This is a genomic window from Nonomuraea sp. LPB2021202275-12-8, from assembly GCF_037044575.1.
Classification (GTDB): domain Bacteria; phylum Actinomycetota; class Actinomycetes; order Streptosporangiales; family Streptosporangiaceae; genus Nonomuraea.
Window position 1 is genome coordinate 368487 of sequence record NZ_JBAHWD010000005.1, and the last position, 26056, is coordinate 394542.

The 26056-nt window shown below is 70.2% G+C and carries 12 protein-coding genes; 9 read left to right on the forward strand and 3 right to left on the reverse strand.

Annotated elements, in window-relative coordinates; translation table 11 throughout:
* Window positions 1-5: 5 nt before the first annotated feature.
* Entirely contained in the window at window positions 6-1247 is a 1242-nt protein-coding gene (gene clpX, locus V5E28_RS12725) for an ATP-dependent Clp protease ATP-binding subunit ClpX (RefSeq protein WP_336207020.1), read from the forward strand.
* A gap of 139 nt (window positions 1248-1386) precedes the next feature.
* Here the strand turns inward: clpX and V5E28_RS12730 are convergent, their stop codons facing one another.
* The gene (locus V5E28_RS12730; RefSeq protein ID WP_336207022.1) at window positions 1387-2619 is read right to left on the reverse strand and encodes a PP2C family protein-serine/threonine phosphatase; all 1233 of its coding nucleotides are present in this window, start codon (window positions 2617-2619) and stop codon (window positions 1387-1389) included.
* 180 nt (window positions 2620-2799) lie between these two features.
* Here V5E28_RS12730 and V5E28_RS12735 point away from each other — a divergent pair, with 180 nt between their 5' ends.
* Both V5E28_RS12735 and V5E28_RS12740 read left to right on the forward strand, forming a co-directional pair.
* The gene (locus tag V5E28_RS12735; protein ID WP_336207023.1) at window positions 2800-3585 is read left to right on the forward strand and encodes an alpha/beta hydrolase; all 786 of its coding nucleotides are present in this window, start codon (window positions 2800-2802) and stop codon (window positions 3583-3585) included.
* 367 nt (window positions 3586-3952) lie between these two features.
* Window positions 3953-5260, forward strand: coding sequence for an FAD-binding oxidoreductase (locus V5E28_RS12740; RefSeq protein WP_336207024.1), 1308 nt, complete (start codon window positions 3953-3955; stop codon window positions 5258-5260).
* 32 nt (window positions 5261-5292) lie between these two features.
* Here the strand turns inward: V5E28_RS12740 and V5E28_RS12745 are convergent, their stop codons facing one another.
* On the reverse strand, window positions 5293-6825 hold the full coding sequence (locus V5E28_RS12745; protein WP_336207025.1) for an SLC13 family permease: 1533 nt from the start codon (window positions 6823-6825) through the stop codon (window positions 5293-5295).
* Between the two features lie 92 nt (window positions 6826-6917).
* On the reverse strand, window positions 6918-8000 hold the full coding sequence (locus V5E28_RS12750) for an alpha/beta hydrolase-fold protein (protein WP_336207026.1): 1083 nt from the start codon (window positions 7998-8000) through the stop codon (window positions 6918-6920).
* A gap of 211 nt (window positions 8001-8211) precedes the next feature.
* Here V5E28_RS12750 and V5E28_RS12755 point away from each other — a divergent pair, with 211 nt between their 5' ends.
* The 6 genes from V5E28_RS12755 (at window position 8212) to V5E28_RS12780 (ending at window position 25932) form a co-directional block, all read left to right on the forward strand.
* Window positions 8212-9204, forward strand: a complete 993-nt coding sequence (locus V5E28_RS12755) for a FecCD family ABC transporter permease (RefSeq protein ID WP_336207126.1) — start codon at window positions 8212-8214, stop codon at window positions 9202-9204.
* Between the two features lie 11 nt (window positions 9205-9215).
* Complete coding sequence (locus V5E28_RS12760) at window positions 9216-10268, forward strand: FecCD family ABC transporter permease (RefSeq protein ID WP_336207027.1); 1053 nt, start codon at window positions 9216-9218, stop codon at window positions 10266-10268.
* A gap of 156 nt (window positions 10269-10424) precedes the next feature.
* A complete protein-coding gene (locus V5E28_RS12765; protein WP_336207028.1) occupies window positions 10425-11474 on the forward strand; it encodes an iron-siderophore ABC transporter substrate-binding protein in 1050 nt (349 codons plus the stop codon).
* Between the two features lie 46 nt (window positions 11475-11520).
* Entirely contained in the window at window positions 11521-13308 is a 1788-nt protein-coding gene (locus V5E28_RS12770; RefSeq protein ID WP_336207029.1) for an ABC transporter ATP-binding protein, read from the forward strand.
* A gap of 59 nt (window positions 13309-13367) precedes the next feature.
* A complete protein-coding gene (locus tag V5E28_RS12775) occupies window positions 13368-24245 on the forward strand; it encodes a non-ribosomal peptide synthetase (protein ID WP_336207030.1) in 10878 nt (3625 codons plus the stop codon).
* Window positions 24232-25932, forward strand: coding sequence for an ABC transporter ATP-binding protein (locus tag V5E28_RS12780; RefSeq protein ID WP_336207031.1), 1701 nt, complete (start codon window positions 24232-24234; stop codon window positions 25930-25932). Before V5E28_RS12775 ends, V5E28_RS12780 begins: the two co-directional genes overlap by 14 nt.
* Window positions 25933-26056 lie beyond the last annotated feature (124 nt).

Sequence of the window (26056 nt, forward strand, 5' to 3'; positions counted from 1 at the left end):
CGCCCGTGGCACGCAACGGCGACCTGCTCAAGTGCACCTTCTGCGGCAAGAGGCAGGACCAGGTCAGAAAGCTCATCGCGGGGCCCGGCCAGATCTGCATCTGCGACGAATGCGTCGGGCTCTGCAACGAGCTCATCGAGGAGGAACTACTCGATGACGCCACGAGCGAGCCGCCCGCACCGCCGAAGCCGCGCGAGATCCACGACTTCCTGGACCACTACGTCATCGGGCAGCAGGCGACCAAGAGAGCGCTGGCCGTCGCCGTCTACAACCACTACAAACGCGTCCGGGCACAGACCGGTGACCCGGTCGAGCTCGGCAAGTCGAACATCCTGATGATCGGCCCGACCGGCTCCGGCAAGACCTACCTCGCTCAGACGCTCGCCCGGATGCTCGACGTGCCGTTCGCGATCGCCGACGCCACCGCGCTCACCGAGGCCGGCTACGTCGGCGAGGACGCGGAGAACATCCTGGTCAGGCTGATCCAGGCCGCGGAACACGATGTCGAACGGGCCGAGAGCGGCATCGTCTACCTCGACGAGATCGACAAGATCGCCCGCCGGGGCGAGAACCCGTCCATCACCCGCGACGTCTCCGGCGAGGGCGTCCAGCAGGCACTCTTGAAGATCATCGAAGGCGCGGTCGTGAACGTGCCCCAGCAGGGCGGTCGCAGGCATCCACAGCAGGAGACCGTCCGGATCGACACGACGAACGTGCTGTTCATCGTCGGCGGCGCGTTCGCCGGCCTGGAGCAGATCGTCGAGCGGCGGACCAGCCACAAGAGCGCCGGGTTCGGCGCCACCCTCCCGGACGGACGCGACCCGCTCGCCGAGGTCATGCCGGCCGACCTACTGAAGTTCGGCCTGATCCCGGAGCTCGTCGGCCGGCTCCCGGTGGTGACCACCCTGCGCCAACCGGACCGTACGGCACTGACGAGGATCCTCACCGAGCCGCGCAACGCGCTGCTCAAGCAGTATCAGAGGCTGTTCGAGCTCGACGGCGTCGAGCTCGAATTCACCGAGGACGCCATCGGCGCGATCGCCGAGCAGGCGCTGCTGCGCCGCACCGGAGCCCGCGCCGCGCGCGCCATCCTCGAAGAGGTGCTGCTCAACGTGATGTACGAGGTGCCGAGCCGAGAAGACGTGGGCCGTGTGGTGATCACTCGGGACACCGTGCTCGACCACGTCAACCCGACCCTGGTGCCGCGAGGCCGTCCCGAGGCGGGACCACGCGAGAAGTCGGCCTGATCACGGCGTGGGGGGAACCGGCGCACCCGCCAGGCCGGCTCACCGTCATGCCGGCGGCGGAGTCGAGGTGAGCCGAGGTGGCGGCCGTGATCGGGGAATGCGAGGCCACGTGCTCCTTCATGTCGGCCGAGGGCTGGTGTCACATCGTGAGGTCGACGTGCCCGCCGGCCCGCCACTCCACCGTCAGCACCGTCGCGTCGTCCTGGAGTCTGCCGTGCTGGTGCTTCATGATCGAGTGGATCAGCCGCCGCAGGGTCTCGGGCGCTGACACCCCGTCCGCCTCGCGGCGCACGATGAAGTCGAGGAACCGGTCCAGCCCGAACTGCTCCCCGTCCGGGCTCTTGGCCTCGATGATGCCGTCGGTGTAGAACAGCAGCCGGTCGCCGCGCTCGAGCCGGTAATGCAGCAGGCCCGTTTCCAGCCCCATCCTGAACCCCATCGGGGGTTGCGGCAGCTCGCTCTCCAGGGTGGCGGCCAGGCGGCCCTGCCGGATGACCAGCGGCGGGTGGTGCCCGCGGTTGACCCAGGTGAGCTCGCCGGTGCTCATGTCGAGATTGGCCAGGATGCCGGTGGCGAACCGGGTCTGCGCGAACTGCTCGGCGATCGCCTCGTCGATCGCCTCGCTGGTCTTGAGCAGGTCCGCGCCCTGGAGCCGGTTGTTGCGGCAGGCGCCCACGGCGATGCTCGCGGTCAGTCCGGCGGACAGGTCGTGGCCCATCGCGTCGAAGATCGACAGGTGCAGCATGTCACCGGTGATGCCGTAGTCGAACGCGTCGCCGCCCACCTGGTAGGCCGGTTCGACCGCGCCGCTGAGGACCACCTTGTCGTTGGCGAAGCTGCCGTTCGGCATCAGGTTCCACAGCACCTCGGCCGACAGGGTCATCGGCTCGGACCGCACCAGCTTCTGGTAGGTGTCGCTGGAGTGGCGCTTGCTGACCACCATCAGGGAGATCACCGTGCCGAGCTGCTTCATCCGCCATTCGACGGTCTCGTCGACGCGTTGGGTGATCGCCCCCAGCACTCCGACCCGCTCGGTGCCGTCGAGGAGGGGCACCCACAGCCGCACCGCGTCCGGCCCGGACACCCGCTCGCCGGCCTCCTCGGGGCGGACCTTGACGATCTCGACGTCGCGATAGGCCCGGCCGGCGATGGTGCTGTCGATCCGCAGGCGCGTGAGCGGCTCTCCCTCCACGTCGGCCTGGCCGGGCAACGGGACGAGGTGCTGATCCCGCAGGTCGACCACGTAGATCTGGGTGTTGGAGAAGCCGACGAACGCGGCATGCTCGGCCACCAGCGGGACGACGTCCTCCAGGGTGGCGGTGTGGCTGGACCGCAGCAGCCCGCCCAGCATGCGCTCGCCGTCATTCAGCATGCGGCGCGCCTCCCTGTAGTGCTCCTCCGCCTACCCGGAAACTCTTACCCCTGACGTTGCCGCTCTCACGCTGCGGTGGCGCCCCGGCCCCCGGCGGAGGCGCGATGCGATGGAGCCGGTTGATGGGCTTCACTGGGGTCTGTACGCGCCCTATCGACCGTGAAGGAGTGACCAGCGACGATGCGTGCCTTTCTCGTGGTCGTGGCGGTGCTGCTGGTGCTGATCGGCCTGCTGTGGGCGTTCCAGCGTCAGCTGATCTACCTGCCTGACTCGCAGCCGGTGCCGCCCGCCGCCACGGTGATCCCCGGCGCAAGGGACGTCACCTTCACCACCGATGACGGGCTCCGGCTCTCTGCCTGGTTCGTCCCCGGCGATCGTGACGTGACCGTCCTGGTCACCGGCGGCAACGCGGGCAACCGGCTGCACCGCGCGCCGCTGGCGCGCGCCCTGGCCGCCCGCGGCCTGCCGGTCCTGCTGATGGACTACCGCGGCTACGGGGGCAACGCCGGCAGCCCGAGCGAGGAGGGGCTCATGCTCGACGCGCGCGCGGCCCGCCGGTTCCTCGGGGAGACGAAGGTCGTCTACTTCGGCGAGAGCCTGGGCGCGGCGGTGGCGACCCGGCTCGCCGCGGAGAGCCCGCCGGCCGGTCTGGTGCTCCGCTCCCCCTTCACCGACCTGGCGGCGGCCGGCCAGGTCAACTACCCCTTCCTGCCGGTCCAGCTGCTGCTGCGCGACCGCTTCCCGGTCGCCGAGCTCATCTCGGGGGTCCGGGCGCCCACCGTGATCCTTTACGGGACGCGCGACACGATCGTGCCGCCGCGGCTCAGCAGGTCGGTCGCCGAAGCGGCCGGAGATTCGGCCACCCTGGTCGAGGTGGCCGGAGCGGGCCACAACGACCAGGTCTTCCTTACGGGCCCTGAGGTGGTCGGCGCCGTGGTGAAGCTGGCTGACGCCGCCCCGCGATGAGTTCGCAGGGCGCCTCGTTCGAGATCGAGTCCCTGGACGTCACCGCCGGAGCCGACGTCGCCTTCGCGTACGCGCTGCTGCGTTGCGGCACCGAGGAGGAGTTCGCCGTGATTCGACGGCACGGCGGCGGTGCGGGAGTCCCGTCCCCTACGACCCGGGCGCGGGCCAAGACGGACCTGCGCCCGTGGCCACGACCCGCGCGGGTCGTCACATTCCCGCGAACCGATCCGTCAGGTAGGCGACGCCCCCGATCGGGGCGACCTGAAGGAGATCGGTCATGGAAGCAGGCACGGGCCCCCCGCCCGCCACACCAGGCAGCCGAGCCGGTGACCGTGGCACTCGAAACCCCCTGAAGCGAGGACGAACAGTGACGAACAATGATCTTCGACGTGCGGTCAAGGGCGGCGTGCTGCTGCCGGGCGAGGACGGCTTCGAGCAGGCCGCCAAGCCGTGGAACCTGGCTGTCGATCAGCCTGTCGCGGCCGTGGTGGAGGCCCAAGACGCCGACGACGTGGCCGCGGTGGTCGGACACGCCGCGCGGGCGGGGCTGGCGGTGGCCGCCCAGCCGTGCGGGCACGGCGCCTCCGGTGACGTGGACGGCGTGATCCTGCTGCGCACCAAGCGGCTCGACAGCGTGACGGTCCGCCCCGGGGAGCGGCTGGCTCGGGTGGGCGCGGGCGTGCAGTGGGGGTCACTGCAGTCCGCGACCGCGACGCACGGCCTGACCGGGCCGGCGGGCAGTTCCCCCGTGGTCAGCGTGACGGGCTTCAGCCTGGGCGGCGGCCTGAGCTGGTTCGGCCGCAAGCACGGCTGGGCGGCCGCCGCTGTCAGCGCCTTCGACGTCGTCACCGCGGACGGCGATCAGCTCAGGGTGACGGCGGAGTCCGATCCGGACCTGTTCTGGGCGTTGCGGGGCGGCGGCGGTGACTTCGCCCTGGTCACGGCCTTGGAGATCGGCCTCTTCCCGGCTCCGGAGGTGTACGGCGGGAGGGTGGTGTGGCCCGGCCACCTGGCCGGCGAGGTGTTCGACGCCTTCCGCGAGCTCACCGCCGAAGCGCCGCCCGAGCTCACCTTGTGGCTCAACCGGCTGCAGTTCCCCGGAGCGCCGCCCATGGTCGCCCTGGACATCGCCTACCTCGGAGAGGCCGGCGAAGGGCAGGCGCTGCTGAGCCGCCTGGACAAGATCGACGGCGTGATCGCCGACAGGCGCGGCGTCGTCCCGGTGGCCGACCTGGGCTCCATCGCCGACGAACCCACCGATCCGGGGCCCGGGCTGTCACGTGCGGAGCTGCTGACCGGTCTGGACGACGCGGTGGTGGAGATCCTGCTGTCGGAGCCGATCGACCCGCTGGTCAACGTCCAGCTCCGGCACCTGGGCGGCGCGCTGGCCGAGCCCGCCTCCAGCGCGATCGGCGCCGTGAGCGAGCCGTACCAGCTCTCCATGGTCGGGCTCGCGCTCGGCCCCGAGCTCGCGCGGGCCGTGACGGAGAAGCAGAGCAGGCTCGCCGAGCAGGTCGGCGAGCACGTCAGCGGACGCAAGCTGTACACCTTCCTGTCGCGTGGCGAGAGTGCCGCCGCGGCCTTCCCCGAGGAGACGCTCGGCCGGCTGCGCGAGATCAAGCGAGCCCGCGACCCGCGCCACACGATCCGCGCCAACTATCCCGTCCTGGGATAGGCGCGTCGCCACGCTGGTCTGGCCCGTCGAGGTCAGGCCAGCCCGGCGATCTGGGCCATCAGGGTGACACCGGCCACGATCACGACCGAGCCCAGGAGGTCGAACACCACTCCCGAGCGGACCATCTTGGTGATCGGCACCATGCCGGACCCGTACACGATCGCGTTGGGCGGCGTGGAGACCGGCAGCATGAAGCCGTAGGAGGCGCCGAAGACGGCGGCGAGCGCGGGGATGACGGGGTTGACGCCGGCGGCCACCGCGATCGGGATGATGATCGGCACCACGATGCCGACGCTGGCGGTGTTGCTCGTGGTCTCGCTGATCAGCACGGCCACGACGGTGGCGAGGATGGTCAGGCCGAGCAGGGACGAGATGCCGAGCAGGCCGGCGATGTTCTGGCCCATGGTCTTGGCCAGGCCGGTCTCCGACAGTAGCCCGCCGAGTGCGATGCCGGAGCCGAACAGCAGGATGGTGCCCCAGTCGATGCGGACGGCCTCGTTCCAGGTGAGCGTGAACTTCCGGGCCCGCCAGTCCACCGGCAGCACGAACAGCAGAGACGCGGCGAGGATGGCGACCACGCCCTCGTCGACGTGGCGGAGCACGCCGGTGTAGAGGTCGGAGTCGTCGCCGGCGACGATGCCGACCACGCCGGGGGCGATCCACAGGACCACGGCGGTGGCGAAGGCGATGAGGGTGTTGCGCTCGCCGCGGCTGAGACCGCCGAGCTGGGCGCGCTCGCGGGCGATGTAGTCGGAGGCGCCCTCGATGCGGCGGGCCTCGGGGCGGTTCAGCCACAACAGGACGACGCAGAGGATGACGAACATGACGAGCACGATGGGCAGCGCGATCAGGACCCAGGTGAGGAAGGGGATCCTGGCGTCGGTCGCCTCCTCGATGAGGCCGCGGCCGATCAGGTTCGGCGGCGAGCCGATCGGCGTGAGCAGGCCGCCGATGGAGGCGCTGTAGGCGAGCATCAGCATGGTCGCGGTGGCGAAACGCAGCCGCTGCGGGTCGGTTTCCTGGCCCATGAAGCCCGACAGGGTCGCCACCACGCCGAGCGCGATCGGCAGCAGCATGGCGGTGGTGGCGGTGTTGGAGATGAACGCGCTGAGGATCATCGTGGTGACGCCGAGCACAATGATCGTCCTGTAGGTGGACGAGGCCACGCCGGGCAGTGACAGCATGCGGAAGGCGAAGCGCCGGTGCAGGCCGTGTTTCATCATGGCGGCGGCGATGATGAAGCTGCCGATGAACAGGAAGATCGTCGAGTTGGCGAACGCGCCGAACACCTCGGCGCCGGGCGCCACCCCCGTGAGCACGCACAGTGCCAGCCCCAGCACGGCGGTCATCGGGATCGGGATGGCCTCGGTGATCCACGCGATGATCACGAAGGTGAGGACGCCCGCCAACCGCTGCTGAGGGTCGGGCAGGGCGGAGGTGACGAGGAAGACCACGAGGCCGGCGAGCGGCGCGAGCACGAGGCCGGACGTGCGGCGACCGCGTTCGAACCGTTCCTCGGCCGGGCTCAGCGTCTCTCTGATCTCGTCCAGTGTGCGATAGGTCACATTAAGTATCATCCGCCGCAATGATTTTCATCGCAAGGCCGATCCTGACAAGTGGTTGCCAGGACTGGTCAAGCCCGCGGCCTCAAGTGCGTCTAGGCGAGCGCCCAGGCGACATCCCTGAGCAGGGCGTGTCGCCAGCCCGCTCGATCGTGGCCGGAGGCCGACCGTGAAACCCGCACGGTCGCACCGGCCTGTTCGGCCAGGGTCTCGACCAGCTCGCAGTGCGGCAGCATCCGCGTCTCGTGTTCCCCCACGTCGAAGGCGACCCGCAGACCGGACAGGTCGGGGCGCTCCCGCAGGCGCGCGGCGATGGCCCCGCCGACCGGGCCGCCCAAGAGGTCGGCTCGGTCCATGGCGTCGGGTGTCCACCAGAACGACGCCGACTGGCAGGCGACGCCGGACACCAGATCCGGGAACTCCAGCGCCGCGTACATCGCGCTCAGCCCGCCGAGGCTCTGCCCGGCGACCACCAGCCGGTCTCGGTCGGCGGGTACGCCGCTCTCGGCCACCAGCGGCAGCAGTTCGTCCCGGATCGCCTCCCACAGCTCGGGCCTGCACCCGAACTCGGCGTCCCGGGTCCGGGTGGGCAGGAAGACGAGCGTGACGGCGGGCATCTCGCCCTGGGCGACGGCCGAGTCGAACGCGGTCATGGCCGGGTGCAGGTACAGCCAGTCGTCCCCGTCGAGCAGCAGGACCATCGGTCCGCCACCGCCCGCCGGGTGGACGCGCACGGTGCGCCGTCCGCCGAGCCTGTCGCTGGTCCAGCGGAAACGGGTGGGCGGGAGAGGCAGGACGTCGGCGGTGCCGATGGCAGGCCAGTGCGGCTGGGCAGGAGCGTCCGGGGTCGCGGCGATGGACCGGTCACTGCCCGCGCCGACCGGGTTGAACGGGTCGGCGTACGCCGCGTCGTCCGTGAGGAACTGGTAGGTCACCCGCAGCCGCGCAGGCATGGCCACCTCGGCATACCAGCAGTCCGTATCGCCCCATCGGCGCAGCCGGACCGGCTCCGACCAGCTCTCGAAGCCGATGCTCGCCGGGGAACCGCGCCACAGGAACAGGGTCACCCAGCCGCCGTCGTCGCCGGCGGATACGGACGCGGGTGTCTTCGCCGCCGCCCAGAACTCGTCGGTACCGGGTTCGCCGGGTAACCCGAACTGGGCGAAGGTGTTCTCCATCGCAGTCCTACTCCCGTCCCTACCGTCGACCTGAGGCTAAGGATAGTCTTACCTAAGTTTGAAGGATCGAAAGGGTGGCAGCCCGAGGCGATGGCCAGTGCCGCCGGCCCGTGTGTCCCCGGTGGATCAAAGGGATAACGTACGTCGAATGATTGCGACCGTGGGGAAACGTCCCGCGTCGGAGGCCACAGGGGCCCGCCGGCGGCGGGTTGTGGGCTTGGCCGCGCTTGTGGTGATTCTCCTGGTCGCGGGGGCGGCGTCGATGGCTGTCGGTGCCCGCGCGCTGAGTCCCACGGAGGTGTGGGACGGGTTGTTCGCGGCGGCGGGCTCCGACCAGCGGCTCGCCGAGATCACGCTCATCGTGCAGACCGTGCGGGTGCCCCGGACCGTCCTCGCGATCGTGGCGGGCATCGCGTTGGGGGTCAGTGGGGCGTTGATCCAGGGGTACACGCGTAATCCGATCGCCGACACGGGGTTGCTGGGGGTGAACTCCGGCGCCTCGTTCGCCGTGGTATCGGTGATCCTCCTGTTCGGGCTCGCCAATCCGTACCAATATGTCTGGTTCGCCTTCCTGGGGGCGGCGGTCGCCGGTGTCGTCGTGTTCGGGCTGGCGAGCCTCGGCCGGGGGGCGGGCAGCCCGTTGACGCTCGCGCTGGCCGGGCAGGGGATCGCGGTGTTCCTGGCGGCGATGACCACGGCGGTCGCGCTGTCGGACAAGGCGTCGCTGAACGCGCTGCGGTTCTGGAACGCGGGCACGGTGGCCGGGATCGGATTCGACGTGATCTGGCCGGTGACCATCTTCATCGTGGTCGGGTTGGCGTTGGCGTTGACCACCCTGCCCACCATCAACCTGCTCAACCTGGGTGACGACGTGGCGCGGAGCATGGGGGTGAACATCGCGATGAGCCGAACCGTCGGCATCGTCGCCGTCACCCTGCTGGCGGGCGCGGCGACGGCGGCGTGCGGCCCCATCGCGTTTCTCGGGCTCATGGTGGCCCATGTGGCCAGGTATGTCACCGGGCCGGACTATCGCTGGCTGGTGCCGTGCGCGGGTCTGCTCGGCGCGGTCGTCCTGCTGGTCTGTGACATCGTGGGCCGCGTGGTGACACGACCGGGCGAGTTGCAGGCGGGCATCGTCGTCGCTCTCGTCGGTGCCCCGTTCTTCGCGGCGCTGGTGTGGCGCGGAAAGTTCAAGACGGTATGAACGAGACAGCGGTGAAGCGGTCAGTGGCTCCGAGCGTGCGGCTCGGCCACGCGTCGTTCGTCTGGCGCCCCTGGATGGTGTTCGTCACGCTGCTGCTGGTGGCGGCGACCTTTCTGGTGTTCTGCCTGTCCATCAGCGTCGGGGACTTCCCCATCGGCCTGCCCCAGGTGATCGCCACGCTCTTCGGCCAGGGCGAGCGGGTCGACGAGTTCGTGATCATGGATCTGCGGATGCCGCGCGCCCTGGCCGGGCTCATCGTGGGGGTCGCGCTGGGGGTGTCCGGGGCGATCACGCAGTCCATCGCGCGCAACCCGTTGGCCAGCCCGGACATCCTGGGCATCACCGGGGGCGCGAGCGCGGTCGCGGTGTTCCTGGTGACGGTGTCGGGTGGAGCCGCCGCCGCGATCGTCGACTCCGTGGGCCTGTCCGCGGCGGCACTCGCGGGCGGTCTCGGCACTGGCCTGCTGGTGTATTTCCTGGCGTGGCGGCGCGGGATCAACGGCCTCCGGCTCATCCTCATCGGCATCTCGGTGAGCGCTGTGATGGAGGCGATCAGGATCTGGCTGCTGGTAACGGCCGACATCCGGGACGTGGCCAGGGCCCAGGCATGGCTGGTCGGTTCGCTGGACAACCGATCGTGGAGCGTAGTGTGGGTGGCGCTGTGGTGCATGCTCGCCCTCATGGCCGTCGTGGCGTGTGTCGCGTTCCACCTCAGGCCCCTGCACTTCGGAGACGAGGTCGCGGCGGGCCTGGGTGTCCGCTACTCGATGGTGCGGGCGGTCCTGCTGTTGTGCGCGGTGTTGCTGGCGGGCGTGGCGGTGAGCGCGGCGGGCCCGGTCCCGTTCGTCGCGCTGGTGGCGCCGCAGGTGGCGATGCGGCTTTCGCGCTACCCCACGCCGCCGCTGGTGGCCTCCGCGCTGGTGGGCGCGCTGCTGTTGATCGGTTCGGACCTGGTGGCGCGGACGGTGCTGCCGGTCACCCTTCCGGTCGGCGTGGTCACTGCCGCGATCGGCGGACCTTTCCTCGTCTACCTGCTGGTGAGGGCGAACCTCAGAAGGGGATGAGACAGGCCGCACCCCCGACCGGCCACTCATCGTGCTGATCGCTCGCACCCCCTCCCGCCCGACAGGCAAGGTTAGGCTCACCTAATTAATGCGTGTTACGGTTCTCTTGCTCCTACTAAGGGTTGCAGTGGATTGCACGAAAGCAAGGGATCCTTGATGCTCTTCCAACGACCGACAGTTACGAAGACCCTGCGGCGGTTCGCAGCGTTAGCGTCCGCTGCGGCCCTCAGCGCCGGCCTCCTCGCGGGATGCGGTTCCGACGCCGCGGAGAAGCCGAGCGGCACCACCGCGGCCACCACGGGTGGCGTGTTCCCGCTCACCGTGGAGCACGCGTTCGGGTCCACGGAGATCACCAAGGCTCCCGAGCGGGTCGTCTCCGTCGGGTACACCGACGACCAGGCCATCCTGGCCTTCGGCATCAAGCCGGTCGGCATGGTGGACCAGTACCCGAACCCGCCGGGCAAGACTCCCGACATCAACACCCAGTGGCCCTGGGTGAAGGACAAGTGGGGCGACACCCGTCCCGAGGTCATCATGAACAACGGGGACGCCGGCCCGAACTATGAGAAGATCGCCGCCCTGCGGCCCGATCTGATCATCGCGGTCTACTCCGAGATCGACCAGGCCGCCTACGACCAGCTCTCCAAGATCGCCCCGACGGTGGGCCGGACCAAGGCCGAGAAGGAGCCGTTCAGCGCGCCGTGGCAGGACAACGCGGTGCACATCGCCAAGGCGCTCGGCAAGGAGGCCGAGGGCGCGGACATGGTGAAGGGCATCCAGGACAAGCTGGACGCGGCCAAGAAGGCGCACCCGGAGTTCGCGGACCAGACCGCCGTCGCGGTGTCCTGGTACAAGAACTCGGTCGCCCCGTTCACCACCACCGACGTGCGCGGGCGCATGGTGACGGGCATCGGCTTCAAGGGCACCACGGAGATCGACAAGATCGCGGACGGCAGCTTCTACACCGTGCTGTCCCCCGAGCGCATCGACCTGATCGACGTCGACCGCATCTTCGTCATCGCCGACCAGGCGGACCAGGACGCACTGAAGAAGTTCAAGCTGTTCGCCAACCTGCCCGCGGTCAAGGACGGCAAGGTGTCGTACCTGCTGGACAGCGAGGGTCCGGCGATCGGCGCGGCCATGTCGCAGGGCACCCTGCTGTCCCTGCCGTACGCGATCGACGAGCTCGTCAAATCGGTCGGCTAGAGAGGCCCGTAAACGTGTCCCATCCCCGAACTGCTGTGGTCCGGGCATGAGCACCGCCGATACGCGCGTCGCCTCGACCATCCTGCACAGGGCGACCGGACGCGAGGCCGCCCGATGGGTCGCAGCGCACTCCCGGGAGGTGCCCTGGCTGACGGCCGCCACCGTGCTCACCACGGTGGCGGGGGCGGCGCTCCAGGTGTTGCCGGTGGTCCTGCTCGGCCAGGTGGTCGACGGGGTGGTCGAGGGCGAACCGCAGTCGATCCTGATCACGATAGGGCTGCTGATGGTGGCCGCCGCGCTGCTCGGCTCGGCGGCCACCGCGGCGTCGACGTACCTGATCGGGCGGTTGGGCGCGGATCTGCTCGCGCGGCTGCGGGAGGGCGCCGTCCAGGCGGTTCTGGGAATGCCGAGCGCGCGGATCGAGCAGGTCGGTCGGGGCGACGTGCTGTCCAGGGTCGGTGACGACGTGGCCGTGGTGTCCAAGGGCATCCGGACGGCCGTTCCCACGGTGTTCTCGGCGGGAGTGCTGGTCGTCATCGCCACGGTCGGCATGTTCGGGCTGGACTGGCGGCTCGGGCTGGCGGGTGCCGGCGCGCTGCCCGCGTACTGGCTGGCCCTCCGCTGGTATCTCCCCCGGTCCGCACCGCTCTACCAGAAGCAGCGGGAGGCCCAGGCCGACCGCGCGCAGGCGTTGATCAGCGGCCTGGACGGGATCGACACCGTCCGGGCGTACCGCCTTGAGGAAGCCTTCCGCGAGCGGGTCACCACCGAGTCGTGGCGGGTGCGCGATCTGGGCGTCGAAGTGTTCCGGTTCTTCGGCCGGTTCGTCGGCAGGGAGAACCGCGCCGAGTTCATCGGGCTGGTCCTGATCATCGTGGTGGGGTACGTCCTGCTGGAGGCCGATGCCGTCACCCTGGGTGAGGCGTCGGTGGCCCCGCTGCTGTTCCACCGGCTGTTCACTCCGTTGGGCGCCATCATGTTCACCTTCGACGAGGCGCAGAAGTCGGGTGCGAGCCTGACCCGGCTGGTCGGGGTGCTGGGCGAGGCCACGGAGGAGAGGCTGGTGGGCCGGGTGGCCGTCGCGTCGGCGGACGCCGGCCCGTACCCGGTGACGGTGGAGGGGCTGACGTTCAGCTATCCCGATTCCGACCGGCCGGTCCTGCTGGACGTCGACCTGATGATCCCGGCGGGCGGTTCCCTCGCTCTGGTGGGCGCGACGGGCGCGGGCAAGACGACCCTGGCCGCGCTGATCGCGGGCATCGGAACCCCGCAGGCCGGGTCGGTGCGCATCGGGTCGACCGACCTCGCCGATCTGGACGAGGCCGGGGCGCGGGCCTTGGTGACCATCCTGACGCAGGAGACGCACGTGTTCTCCGGTCCGCTCGCCGACGACCTGCGGCTGGCCGCGCCGAAGGCGACCGACGCCGAGCTGGTGGACGCGTTGCGCACGGTCGGCGCCGATACGTGGGTCGCGGCGCTGCCCGATGGGCTGAACACCATGGTCGGCGAGGGCGGCGAGCGGCTGGACGTCACCAAGGTCGCCCAGATCGCCCTGGCTCGGCTGGTACTGGGCCGATCACCGGTCGTGGTGCTGGACGAGTCCACTGCGGAGGCGGGCAGCCAGGGCGCCGCCGAGTTGGAGCGGGCCGTGTCGGCCGCGTGTCTGGGCCGCACCACGCTGTTCGTGGCGCACCGGCTCACCCAGGCGATGGCGGCGGACCATATCGCCGTGTTGGACGCGGGACGCGTTCTGGAGCATGGAACCCACGAGGAGTTGGTGGCTCTGGGTGGCCGGTACGCGCGGCTGTGGCGCGCATGGCAAGAAGGCAGTTAGGGATGTAAGTTAGGTTAGGCTAACCTTAATACCTGATAATAAGGGCGGCTGAGTCTTCGATGACGGAACCGAGCACTCGTCTCGCACTGCTTTCTCCCGCACGCCTGGCCGATGTGCGCCGGCGGACCGGCGAATACTCCGATAGGACCATCACCGAAGCGTGCGCCATCGGGCTGGCCTACTGGGCGACAGGCCAGAGCCCCGGCAGCCTCGACCTCACCTCCGGCACTCTGTTCACCGACGTCCTCGGATGGGTCGACAACGGCGGGGACGGGGTCGGCGGCTGGGAGGTCGGCGCGGACGGCCGGAGCATCACCGTCCCCGACGGCGTCGTGCTGACCGACGCGCAGCTCGCGCTGGACGACCTGGCCGACTTCCCGGATCGGCTCGTGGGCACCATCAGCCCTTCCAGCGTGACAGCACGGCTCGAAACCCTGGCCGAGTGGAACGACACCAAGGCCGATCGGGTCCGCCCGACCATCGTGGAGATGTTCCGCGAGCAGGTTCGCACCAGGCCGGACGCCATCGCCATCGTCGACGAACACCGGTCGCTGACCTACCGTGAGGCGGCCGAGCTGTCCAACCAGCTGGCCCACCACCTGATCGAACGCGGACTCATCGCCGAACAGGTCGTCGGTGTCTCGCTCGGTCGCTCCGCCGAGATGGTGATCGGTCTGCTCGGCGTGCTCCAGGCGGGGGGCGCGTTCGTGCCGCTCGATCCGCACTGGCCCGCCGCGCGCAGAGCGGTCGTCATCGACGACGCCCGGGTCGTGGTGCAGCTCAACGACTCCGGCGAGCACGACGCGGGTGAGCCGGAAGCCGTGGCCGTCGACCTCGACCACTGGCGGTTCGGTTCGTATCCCACCGAGAGCACCGAGGTCGCCATCCCCGGTCCCGCCCTGGCGTACGTGATCTTCACGTCCGGTTCGACCGGGCGGCCCAAGGGGGCGATGATCCGGCACGAGGCGATCAGCGAGCGCCTGCTGTGGCAGAGCCAGGAGATCCTGGGCTTCGGCCACGACGACGCGTCGCTGTTCAAGGCACCGCTGTCGTTCGACATCTCCGTCAACGAGATCTTCCTGCCGCTGGTGCGCGGCGGCAGGCTGGTGGTCCTGCGCCCCGGCGGTGAACGCGACCCGCACCACCTGCTGAGCGTGATCGCCGAGCAGCGCGTCACCTTCACGTACCTGGTGTCGTCCATGCTGGACGTGCTGCTGGAGATCGCGGGCGACTCCGGGCGGCTGGACAGTCTGAGGCACGTGTGGTGCGGCGGCGAGGTGCTGACCCCCGAGCTGTACGAGCGATTCCGTAGCCGGCTCGACATCCCGATGTACCACGGCTACGGCCCGGCCGAGACGACGATCGGTGTATCGCACGTCATCTACCGAGGCGCGGCGGAACGCCTGTCGACATCGATCGGCAAGGCCAACCCCAACACCGAGTTGTACGTGCTGGACGACGAGCTGCGCCCGGTCCCGGTCGGTGTCGGCGGCGAGCTGTACGTGGGCGGGTTCCTCCTGGGGCGCGGGTACGTCAACGCGCCCGGCCTGACGGCGTCCCGGTTCGTGGCGAATCCCTTCGCCGGGGACGGGTCCCGGCTGTACCGGACCGGTGACCTCGCGCGGTTCGCCCCGGACGGGACGCTGGACTTCCTCGGCCGGGCCGACAACCAGATCAAGATCCGCGGCATGCGGCTGGAGATCGAGGACGTCGAGGTCGGTCTCGCGGAGCACCCCCGGGTACGGCATACCTGCGTCATCGCGAAGAAGAACGCGGCGGGCGGCACATACCTGGTGGGGTACGTGATCCCGGTGGCCGGGAGCGAGGACCTGCGGGCGGACGAGGTCAGGGCGTGGGCCGTCGAGCACATGGTCGAGTACATGGTGCCCGCGCACATCGTCGTGATGGAGAAGTTCCCGCTCACTCCGAACGGCAAGCTGGACCGCGGCGCGTTGCCGGAGCCGGCGATCGAGGCGAGCTCGTCCATCCCGCCCGCCACCGACAACGAGCGCGTGGTGTGCGCGGCGGTCGCGTCGCTCTTACGGCTGGACGAGGTCGGCGTCGACCAGAACTTCTTCAGGCTCGGCGGAGACAGCATTCTGGCGATCTCGCTGCTGAGCGCGCTGCGCGACGCCGGCCTCTACGTCACGGCGGCGCAGATCTTCGCCAGCGGCACGGTGGGGGCGCTGGCGGCGGTGGCCGGCCGCGATGGTGTCTCCACCGTGGACCGGGAGGATGTCGCGACCGGCTCCGTCGCAGGGGCTCCCATCGTGCAGTGGCTCGGCGAGCGCACGGACGCGATCGACGGCTTCGTGCAGTCGGTGGTGCTGAACACCCCGGCGGACCTGACCGCCGATGCCCTCGACGAGATGCTCGCCGCCGTGGTCAGGCGGCACGACATGCTGCGCGCCAGGCTGGTGCGCGGCGCCCGTTGGGGCTTCGACATCCCGAAGGCGGACCAGGCCGTCGCGGGATGGCAGGCGAGCGACCGGCCGCTCGGCGAGTGCGTCGAGCTCGCCACCGACGGGCTGGACCCGGACAACGGCTTGATGCTTCGTGCTGTCTGGCGGCCCGAGGCCCGGCAACTGGTCCTGGTCGTCCATCACGTGGTGATCGACGGCGTGTCATGGCGGGTCCTGATGGAGGACCTGGCCACGGCGTGGCGGCAGCTCACCTCGGGCACGCCGATCGAGTTGCCTCCGGTGGGCACGTCGTTCCGGCGCTGGACACAGTTGCTTGAGAGCGCGGCGTTCGACACGGACCGCGGCTACTTCCAGCGTCCCCTGCCGGGAGCGGACGGACCCTTGGGCAGGCGCCCACTGTCCGAATCCGACACGGTCGCGCGCGAGAGGGTCCAGGCCGTCGCGGTCGACCCCGAGGTCACGGCCGCGCTGCTGGGCGAGATTCCCGCGAAATTCCACGCGGGCGTCAACGACGTGCTGCTGACCGCGCTCGCCGTCGCCCTAGCCCGGTGGCGCCGCCACCTCGGGCAGGACCAGACGTTCGCGCACATCGAACTCGAGGGCCACGGCCGCGAAGGACGGTTCGTGGCGGGCGCTGCCGGCTTCGAGCCGGACCTGTCGCGGACCGTGGGCTGGTTCACCACTCTGTTCCCGGTGACCGTGGACCCTGGCGCGACGGCCGATTTCACCGCCCCCGACTACCTGTCCGCCGCGCTCAAGTCGGTCAAGGAAGACCTCGCCCGGGTGCCGAGCAACGGGGTGTCCTATGGCGCCCTGCGGTACCTGACCGGCACCGGGTTCGACACGTCCGCCCCGCAGGTGTTGTTCAACTATCTGGGCCGCTTCGACGCGGGCACGTCCGGGGACTGGCAGCTCGCAGGCGCCACAGGGCAGCTGGGCGAGAAGCGCGACCCGAGGATGCGCCTGCCGCGCGTCCTGGAGTTCAACGCGATCGCCGAACCCGGCTCGACCGGCGCGTACGAGCTGGTCACCACGATCTCGTGGCCGGACGGAGTGTTCGCCGACGAGGACATCGCGACGATCGGCGAGTACTTCCGGGTGGCCTTGGCCGGGCTGGCCGCCCTCGACCAGGGCGGCCACTCCCCCAGCGACTTCGGCGCGGTGTCGCTCACACAGGCCGACGTCGACGCCCTGGACGGCCCGGCGCTGCGGAACATCCTCCCGCTGACCCCGTTGCAGGAGGGCCTGTACTTCCACTCGGTCTTCGACGACTCGGCGGGCAGTTACGTCGAGCAGCAGATACTGACGCTGGACGGCCCGGCGAACGGTGCTGTGGACGCCGACCGGCTCGCGGCCGCTACCACCCGGCTGCTCGCGCTGTACCCGAACCTGGCCGCGCGGTTCGTGGCCCTCGCCGACGGCCGCGTGGTCTCGGTGCTGGAGAGCGGTGTGGAGGCGCCGTTCACCACACTGGAGCGCCCCGGCATCACCGACGACGAGATCCGCGACTACGCCGAACGGGACCGTCGCGCCGGGGTCGACCTGGCGACCGGCCCGCTGATGCGCTACACCCTCATCCGGACGGGTTCCAGCCGGAACGTCCTGGTGCAGACCGTGCACCACATCGTCGCCGACGGCTGGTCGGTGCCCCCGATGCTACGCGCGCTGCTGGCCGAGTATCACGCCCCAGGGACCGTGTACCCGCAGGGCGACTTCTCCGACTACGTGCACTGGCTCGCCGCACGCGACGATGACGAGAGCGACCGCGTATGGCGCGACCAGCTCGCCGGTCTGCCCGGCCCGTCGCTGGTGGCCGAGGGGCACACCCCGTCCGACCGGTTCACCGAAACCGCTGTGGAGCCGGATGACGACATCGACGCGGCCGTGCGGTCAGCGGGTGTGCCACTGAGCGTCGCCGTGCACAGCGCGTGGGCGGTGATGCTGGGCGGCATGTTGCACGGCAAGGACGTGGTGTTCGGTTCCACGGTGTCCGGGCGTGACGCGGATGTGCCCGGTGTCGAGGACATGGTGGGTCTGCTCATCAACACGATCCCCGTGCGCGCCCGATGGGACGGCACCACCACGGCGCGCGAACTGCTCGCCTCGGTGCGGGAACACCAGAGCGCGGTGCTGCCGCACCAGCATGTCTCCCTGACCAGGATCGGCCGCCAGGTCGGCAGCGGTCCCCTGTTCGACACCCTGGTGGTGTTCGACGTCGCGACCGATGTGGACAGTCTGCGGAGGCCCGGCGACGAGCTCGTCATCACCGACATCGCGAACGAGGGCGCCCCGCACTACCCGTTGACGCTCGTGGTGGAGCGCGCACTCGACGGTCGTCCGCGCTTCAACCTGATCTACGACAGCGAACTGCTGCGGGAGACGCAGGCCCAGGCGATCCTGCGCACGTTCGCCCGGACCCTGACCGGCCTGCTCACCCGGCCGGACGACCTGGTGCCCGACGGCGCCAGACACCCAGCGCGGATCACCCCGACGACCCTGGGCGGACTGTTCGACGCCGCCGCGGGCCGCGACCCGGCCGCCATCGCCGTCACCCAATGCGGTCTCGACGGCGGCACCCGGTCACTGACCTATGGCGAACTGGCAGAGGCGAAGAACGAGCTGGCCTCGGCGCTGCGCGCGGCCGGGGTCGGACCGGGCAAACGGGTCGCCGTCGCCGTCCCGCGTTCCCTTGAGCAGGTCGTCGCCCTGGTCGCGATCGTCACCGCGGGCGGCGCGTACGTGCCGCTGGACCTGGCATACCCGGATGAACGGCTGGAGTACATCCTCGGTGACGCCGCCCCGCAGGTCGTTCTCGTGGACCGGGAACAGCGGGACCGCCTCACCGAGCTGTCGGCCAGGGCGGGCGTGCCGGCCCACGTGCTCGTACAGGAGGACGAGCTGCCGCTGGACACCACCGCGCCCGAGGTCAGCTGGCACGACCCGGCGTACGTGATCTACACGTCCGGATCGACCGGCAGGCCCAAGGGGGTCGTCGTCCCGCACTCCAGCGTGGTGACGCTGCTCGCGAACACCCAGCCTGACATGGGCTTCGGTCCGCACGACGTATGGGTCCAGTTCCACTCCTACTCCTTCGACTTCGCGGTGTGGGAGCTGTGGGGCGCGCTGGCGCACGGCGGTGAGCTGCTGGTGCCGGAGTACGGGTTGACCCGCTCCCCGTCCGACTTCCACCGGCTGGTCCGCGAGCGCGGAGTGACCGTGCTCAACCAGACCCCGTCTGCGTTCTACCAGTTCATCGAGGCCGACCGGCACGCCGGCGAGCCGGTCACATCGCTCCGCCGGATCATCTTCGGCGGCGAGGCACTGGATCTCGGGCGGCTGCGCGGCTGGGTCGAGCGGCACGGCACCGGCTCCCCCGAGCTGGTCAACATGTACGGCATCACCGAGACCACCGTCCACGTCACGCACCGGCTGCTGACCGACGACGACTTCGCCTCCGGCGACGACGTCAGCCCGATCGGCTGCCCGATCCCCGGCCTGGTCACCTACCTGCTCGACGACCGGCTCCGGCCGGTGCCGCCGGGCCGGGTCGGCGCCATCTACGTCGCCGGCGACCAGGTGTCGCTCGGCTACCTGGGCAGGCCGGAGCTCACCGCGGGCCGGTTCGTGGCGAACCCGTTCGAGGGCGACGGCTCCCGCATGTACCACACGGGCGACCTCGCCCGCCGAACCCTCGACGGCGAGCTGGAGTTCACCGGCCGCGCCGACGATCAGGTGCAGCTCAAGGGTTTCCGCATCGAGCTCGGCGAGGTTGAGTCCGCGATCAGGGAACTCGGCGGCGTGGTCGATGTGGCCGTCACCGTGGCCGGCAGCGGCGATCACCTGGTCGCGCACGTCGTGGGTCGTGTGCCCGACGACTTCACCGGCATCCTGTCGACGAAGCTGCCCGCGCACATGGTGCCGGGCTCGGTGCTGCGGGTCGACGCCCTGCCGCTGACGGTCAACGGCAAGCTGGACCGGAAGGCCCTGAGCGAGCGCGCCGCGCAGGACGACATCCCCTTGCTCGCTGGTGATTCCACGCTGGCCGCACTGGTCGGCATCTTCGCCGAGACGCTACCCGGCTGCGATGTCGACGGCGACACCGACTTCTTCCGGGCCGGAGGCGACAGCATCGTCGCCATCACCGTGGTCAACCGGGCCAGGGCGCACGGTCTGCCGATCGCCCCACGGGACGTGTTCCTGTTCAGGACGCCGCGCGCACTCGCCGGACATCTGGGGACGCGTACGCCGCAGGCCACGGAGTCAGCGCCCGCCCGCCGCGAGGACGGCCCGCTGACACCGACGCCGATCATCCTGCGCCAACGGGAACTGGGCGGCTCTCTCACCCGGTTCGCCCAGGCCAGGACACTGGTGGCGCCCGAGGGGACCGAGTTCGCCGACGCCGAGCGCGCCGCGAACGCCGTCGTGGCCGCACACCCGGCTCTCCGGCTGCGGCTGCGCGTAGAGCACGGCGTGTGGGCGCTGCGCACCGAACCCGCCCGAGAGGTCACCGTCGTCCGGACGGACGCGACCGACGCGACGGCCGCGGCGAACGAAGCCGCCGGACGGCTCGATCCCGGGTCGGGGGAGGTGATCGGGTTCTCGTGGCTGGTGGCGAGCCGGACCCTGGTGGTCACCGCGCACCACATCGCCGTCGACGCGGTGTCCTGGTTGGTCCTGCTGGACGACCTGGCCGCCGCCATGAGCGGGGCGGCCCTGACGCCGCCGACCACGTCCTATGCCGAGTACGCCGACGCTCTGACGACCCGATCCGCCCAGGCGGTCGACGGCCTCGAGCACTGGATCACCACGCTCGAAGCGCCCGTGCTGCTGCCCGTGATCGAGGGGCTGCGCGAGACCACTGTGGAGATCGCGCCCGAGGTGACCACCCGCGTGACGCGTACCGCGCCCACCGCGCTCGGCGTCGGTCTCACCGAGTTGCTGTGCGGCGCGCTGCGAACCGCGCTGACGCACATCCAGATGTCGCCCACGGATCTCGCGATCGAGTTGGAGCGGCATGGCCGGGTCCCGGTGCTCGAACACCACGACTACACCCGCACGGTCGGCTGGTTCACCTCCATCGCGCCCGTGCGGCTCACGGCGCACACCGACCCCGTCGCGGCGGCGCGCGAGGTCACCGAACGCCAGCCTGACGAGCGCGGGCATGTCGCCTACGGCCAGCTCAGATACCTCAACGCGCAGACGGCACCGCTGCTGAACGCGCGCCCACAGGTGCTATTCAACTACCTCGGCCGGGGCAGCGAGTCCCAGGCGCTGGACATCACCGGCGGCGACCAGGGCAGCCCCTACGCTGTCGAGGTCAACGCGTGGATCGACGCGGCCACCGGAAGTCTGCGCGCGGCCTTCACCCTCGCCGAAGGCATCCCCGACGAGCTGACCGAGCACTGGCGGCGTGCGCTGGAGCGAATCGCGGACGCCGCCGCGACGGCCGAGTGGACGGCACCGGTGACCCCGCTCCAGAAGGGCCTGTTCTTCCAGGCCCAGATGGCGGGCTCGGCCGGACACTACGTCGCCCAGAACTACTTCGCCTTCGACCGGCGGCTGGACACAGGCGCCCTGGCCGAGGCGATGGCGTACGTGATCGCGAGGCACCCGGTCGTGGGCGCCGGGTTCACCACCGACGGCGGCGGAAACCCGGTCCAGGTCCTCGCAGCGGGCCGGCGGGTCGATGTCCGCACGGTCACACTGTCGACGGACGCGGAAGTCGAAGCCCTGAGCGCCCAGGACCGCGACACGGGCTTCGACCCGGACGAGCCACCGCTGATCCGGTTGACCGTGGTGCGCCTGCCCGACGACCGCGACGGCCTGCTGCTGAGCTACCACCTGCTGCTGTGGGACGGCTGGTCACGCGAGATCGTGCTGCGGGACCTGTTCGACGCCTACCAGGCCGTCGTCACGGGAGAGCCGCTGGACCCGGCCCCGGCCACGCCGAGCTTCGAGAGCTACGCCCGGGCGCTCGACGCCAAGGACTTCTCCGTGTCGGAACGCTTCTGGGCGGAGCACCTGACCGGCCTCCCGGGCCCGACGCTGCTCGCCGGACCATCACCGTCGCTTTCGGACGATCTGCCGCACGCACTCGTGGACACGCTGTCCGCCGAACAGTCCGAACTGCTGCGAGAAGCGGCCAGGCTGCACGGGGTCACGCTGAACTCGGTGCTGACCGGTGCGTTCGGCCTGCTGTTGGGCGCGCACACGGGCAGGAGTGACGCCGTGTTCGGCGTGACCGTCTCCGGCCGGGAGGGCGAGGGCCTGTCCGACATCGTCGGCGTGCTGCTCAACACCGTGCCCATGTGGACGCGGGCACGGCCGGAGGACACGGTGCGGGAGTACCTGACCGGCGTGCAGGCGGCCAGAGTCGCGGCGATGGAGCACGAGCACCTGGGGCTCGGCGAGATCCAGCGGGCCGGTGGGCACGACACCCTGTTCGACAACCTCTTCGTGCTCCAGAACTTCCTGGACATGGACGCGTTCGCCAAGATGAACGCCAGGCACGGCATCACCGCGGTGCGAGCGGATGACTCCACGCACTACCCGTTCACCTGGGTCGTCACGCCTGGCGACCGGCTCACGGTCAAGCTGGAGTATCGCGACGACGACGCGGAGCGCGCCCGTCGTCTCCTGGACGACTACCTGCGCGTGCTCGAAGATCTGGCCCGCTCGACCGGGCCGGTGGGCGCGCTGCGGGGTTTGGGGCCGGAGCCTGAGCCGGCCGAGCGCACGGACGTCGGGGCGGACACCGTGGTCGACCGGTTCGACCAGGCGGCGGACCGCAGCCCGCAGCAGGTCGCGCTCGTCGCCCACGGCCGGACCATGACGTTCGCCCAGCTTCGGGACCGCAGCCGCGCGGTGGCGGGTCTGCTCGCCCAGCGCGGCATCGGTCCCGAGATGACCGTGGGTCTCGCGATCCCGCGTTCTCTCGACTCGATCGTGGCGCTGTTCGCCGTGCTGCGCGTCGGCGCCGCGTATGTGCCGCTGGAGCTGGACCACCCGGACGAGCGGATCGCCGCGATCGTCGCGGACGCCCGCCCGGACGTGATCCTCACCGTGAGCGCCGTCTCTCCCCGGCTTACCGGCGACCTGATCGAGCTGGACCGCCCCCTGCCCGAGGTCGAGCCGTTCATGACGTTCGCGCCGGACGACCCGGACCGCCTGCGGCACCCCGCGTACACCATCTACACATCCGGCTCGACCGGGAAGCCGAAGGGCGTGGTGACCGAGTACGCCGGGCTCACCAACATGCTGATCAACCACCAGCGTCGCATCTTCGAGCCGGTGCTGGCGGAGCACGCCCACCGGGTCTTCCGGATCGCGCACACCGTGTCGTTCGCGTTCGACATGTCGTGGGAGGAACTGCTGTGGCTCGCCGATGGCCACGAGGTGCACATCTGCGACGAGGAACTGCGGCGCGACGCGCCCCGGCTGGTCGAGTACTGCCTTGAGCACGGGATCGACGTCATCAACGTGACCCCCACCTACGCGCAGCAACTGGTGGCCGAGGGGCTGCTCGACGACCCCGCGCGGCGACCCGCGCTGGTGCTGCTGGGCGGTGAGGCGATCACCCCGACGTTGTGGCATCGGCTCGCCGGGACCGAGGGGACAGTCGGCTACAACCTGTACGGACCCACCGAGTACACCATCAACACCCTCGGCGTCGGCACCTTCGAATGCCAGGACCCGGTGGTGGGCGTGGCGATCGACAACACCGACGTGTACGTGCTGGACCCGTGGCTGCGGCCGGTGCCGGACGGCGTGCCCGGCGAGCTGTACGTGTCGGGTATCGGCATCGCGCGCGGCTACCTCGGGCAGCCCGCCCAGACCGCGCACCGATTCGTCGCGTGCCCGTTCGGCGAACCTGGCGAGCGCATGTACCGCACCGGCGACCTCATGGTCCGGCGGCCCGACGGCAACCTGATGTACCTGGGCCGCACCGACCAGCAGGTCAAGATCCGGGGGCACCGGGTCGAGCTGGGCGAGGTTGAGGCCGCATTCGAGGCACACCCGGCGGTGCGGTTCGCCGCCGCGGTCGCCCAGGCCGATCCGCAGGTCGACGGCGCGTACCGGCTGGCCGCGTACCTCGTGCTGGACGGCTCCGACCTGACGACGGTCGCCGCCGAGGTGGGTGCCGGGCTGCCGGACTATCTGCGCCCCACGCATTTCGCTCAGGTCGACGCCATCCCGCTGACAGTGAACGGGAAAGCCGACGCCAAGGCGCTGCCGGAGGCCAAGCCGTTGGGCGCGCTGACCACGTCGGGCGAGCGTGGCCCGGAGACCGAGACCGAGACCGTGGTGTGCGAGTTGTTCGCCGAGGCGCTGGACCTGAATGATGACGAGGTGAGCGCGGTGAGCGACTTCGTTTCCCTCGGGGGGCACTCCATGCTGGCGGTGCGGTTGATCGGGCTGCTCCGCCGCGAGTACGGTCCCGTGATCACCGTTCGCGATCTGTTCACCCTGCTGACCCCGGAAGCGATTGCCCGACATCTTGATGACAACTTCTGACAAGCAGCGGTCTCGCAGGGGATCCGACATCCTCCGGACCGCACTGCGGCGCAACGCGGGCGCCATGACCTGGGGCACCGTCCTCATGGGCATGTACCAGGCCGGCGAGACCGCCTTCCCCATCGCGCTCGGCCTGATAGTCGAGCACACGTTGCGGGACCGCAGTCTCGGCTCTCTCGCCGTGTCGATCGCCGCGCTGGCCGTGATCATCACGACCGTGTCGCTGTCGTGGCGGTTCGGGATGCGCATCCTGCAGAAGGCCAACACGACCGAGGCGCACCGCTGGCGGGTGCGGGTCGCGGCCTGCGGACTCCAGCCGGTGGCCAGGGACGTCGATCTCAAGTCCGGCGAGGTCCTGACCATCGCCACCGAGGACGCCGACCAGACGGCCGACATCATCGAGGTGGTGCCGCTGCTGATCAGCTCGTTGGTCGCGGTGCTGATCACAGCGGTCGCGCTGGGCATGGCCAGCGTCCAGCTCGGCCTGCTGGTGATCGTGGGAACCATCGCGATCCTGTCGATCCTGAGCGTGATGTCCAAGCGGATCGGCGCCAGCACCCGCGAACAGCAGGCGCGGGTGGCGCGGGCGGGTGCGAAGGTCGCCGACCTGATCACCGGTCTGCGCCCGCTGCACGGCTTCGGCGGCAACCATGCGGGGTTCCTGTCCTACCGGAAGGTCAGCACGGAGGCGAAAAGCCAGGCGATCACCGTGGCGAAGGTGAACGGCGCGTACGCCGGCACCGCGCTGGCGCTCAATGCGATCCTCGCCACCGCTGTGACCCTGACGGCGGGCTGGCTGGCGTTCGACGGCCAGATCAACATCGGGGAGCTCGTCATGGCCGTGGGGCTGGCGCAGTTCATCATGGAACCGCTCAGGTTGTTCTCGGAGATGCCGAAGTACGTGATGATCGCGCGCGCATCGGCCGAGCGGATGGCACTGGTGCTGACCGCGCCTCCGGTGATGACCCCGAGGCCGGAGCGCCCGTCCGCAGGCGGAGACCTCGAGGTCGACAGCGTCCGATACGGGTCCCTGCGCGAGCTGAAGTTCCACGTGTCCGCCGGAGAGTTCGTGGCGATCGCCGTCTACCAGCCGCGCGCGGCGGCCGACCTCGCGTCGATCCTGGCCGTGAACGTCCCGCCCGACACGTATGAGGGAGTGGTGCGGGTCGGCGGCCAGGAGATCGCGGACCTGTCGATCGAGGCGGTCCGCGAGCACATGCTGGTGAACCCGTACGACGGGGAGATCTTCGCGGGCACACTCCGCACGAACATCGACCCGGCGGGTGCCGGCCGTATGGTCCCCGAGGCCGTCGAGGCGTCCATGCTGACCGACGTCGTCGCCCTCCACCGCGAAGGACTCGACTACGGCGTCCGCGACCGCGGCGCGAACCTCTCCGGCGGGCAGCGCCAACGGCTGTCCTTGGCCCGCGCCCTCGCCGCCGACGCTGACATCCTCGTGCTGCACGACCCGACGACATCAGTCGACGCGGTCACCGAACAGCTCATCGCGCGCAACATCGCGGAGCTACGCCGCAACCGCACCACCATCGTGATCACCAGCAGCCCGGCTCTCCTGGACGCCGCCGACCGGGTCCTCGTCCTGGACGACGGCGTCATCACCGCGGAGGACACCCATCGGAACCTCCTCACCACGGACGAGAACTACCGCCTGGCCGTGGCCCGGTGACCTCCAAGCGGTCAGATTGCACATGGGCGAAGACCTGCTTTAGCATAGGTAAGCCTTACCTAATTTAATGCCGTGTCCGGGAGGCTCTTCGACAGGCCACCGTCCAGCGTCTGGCCGACGATCC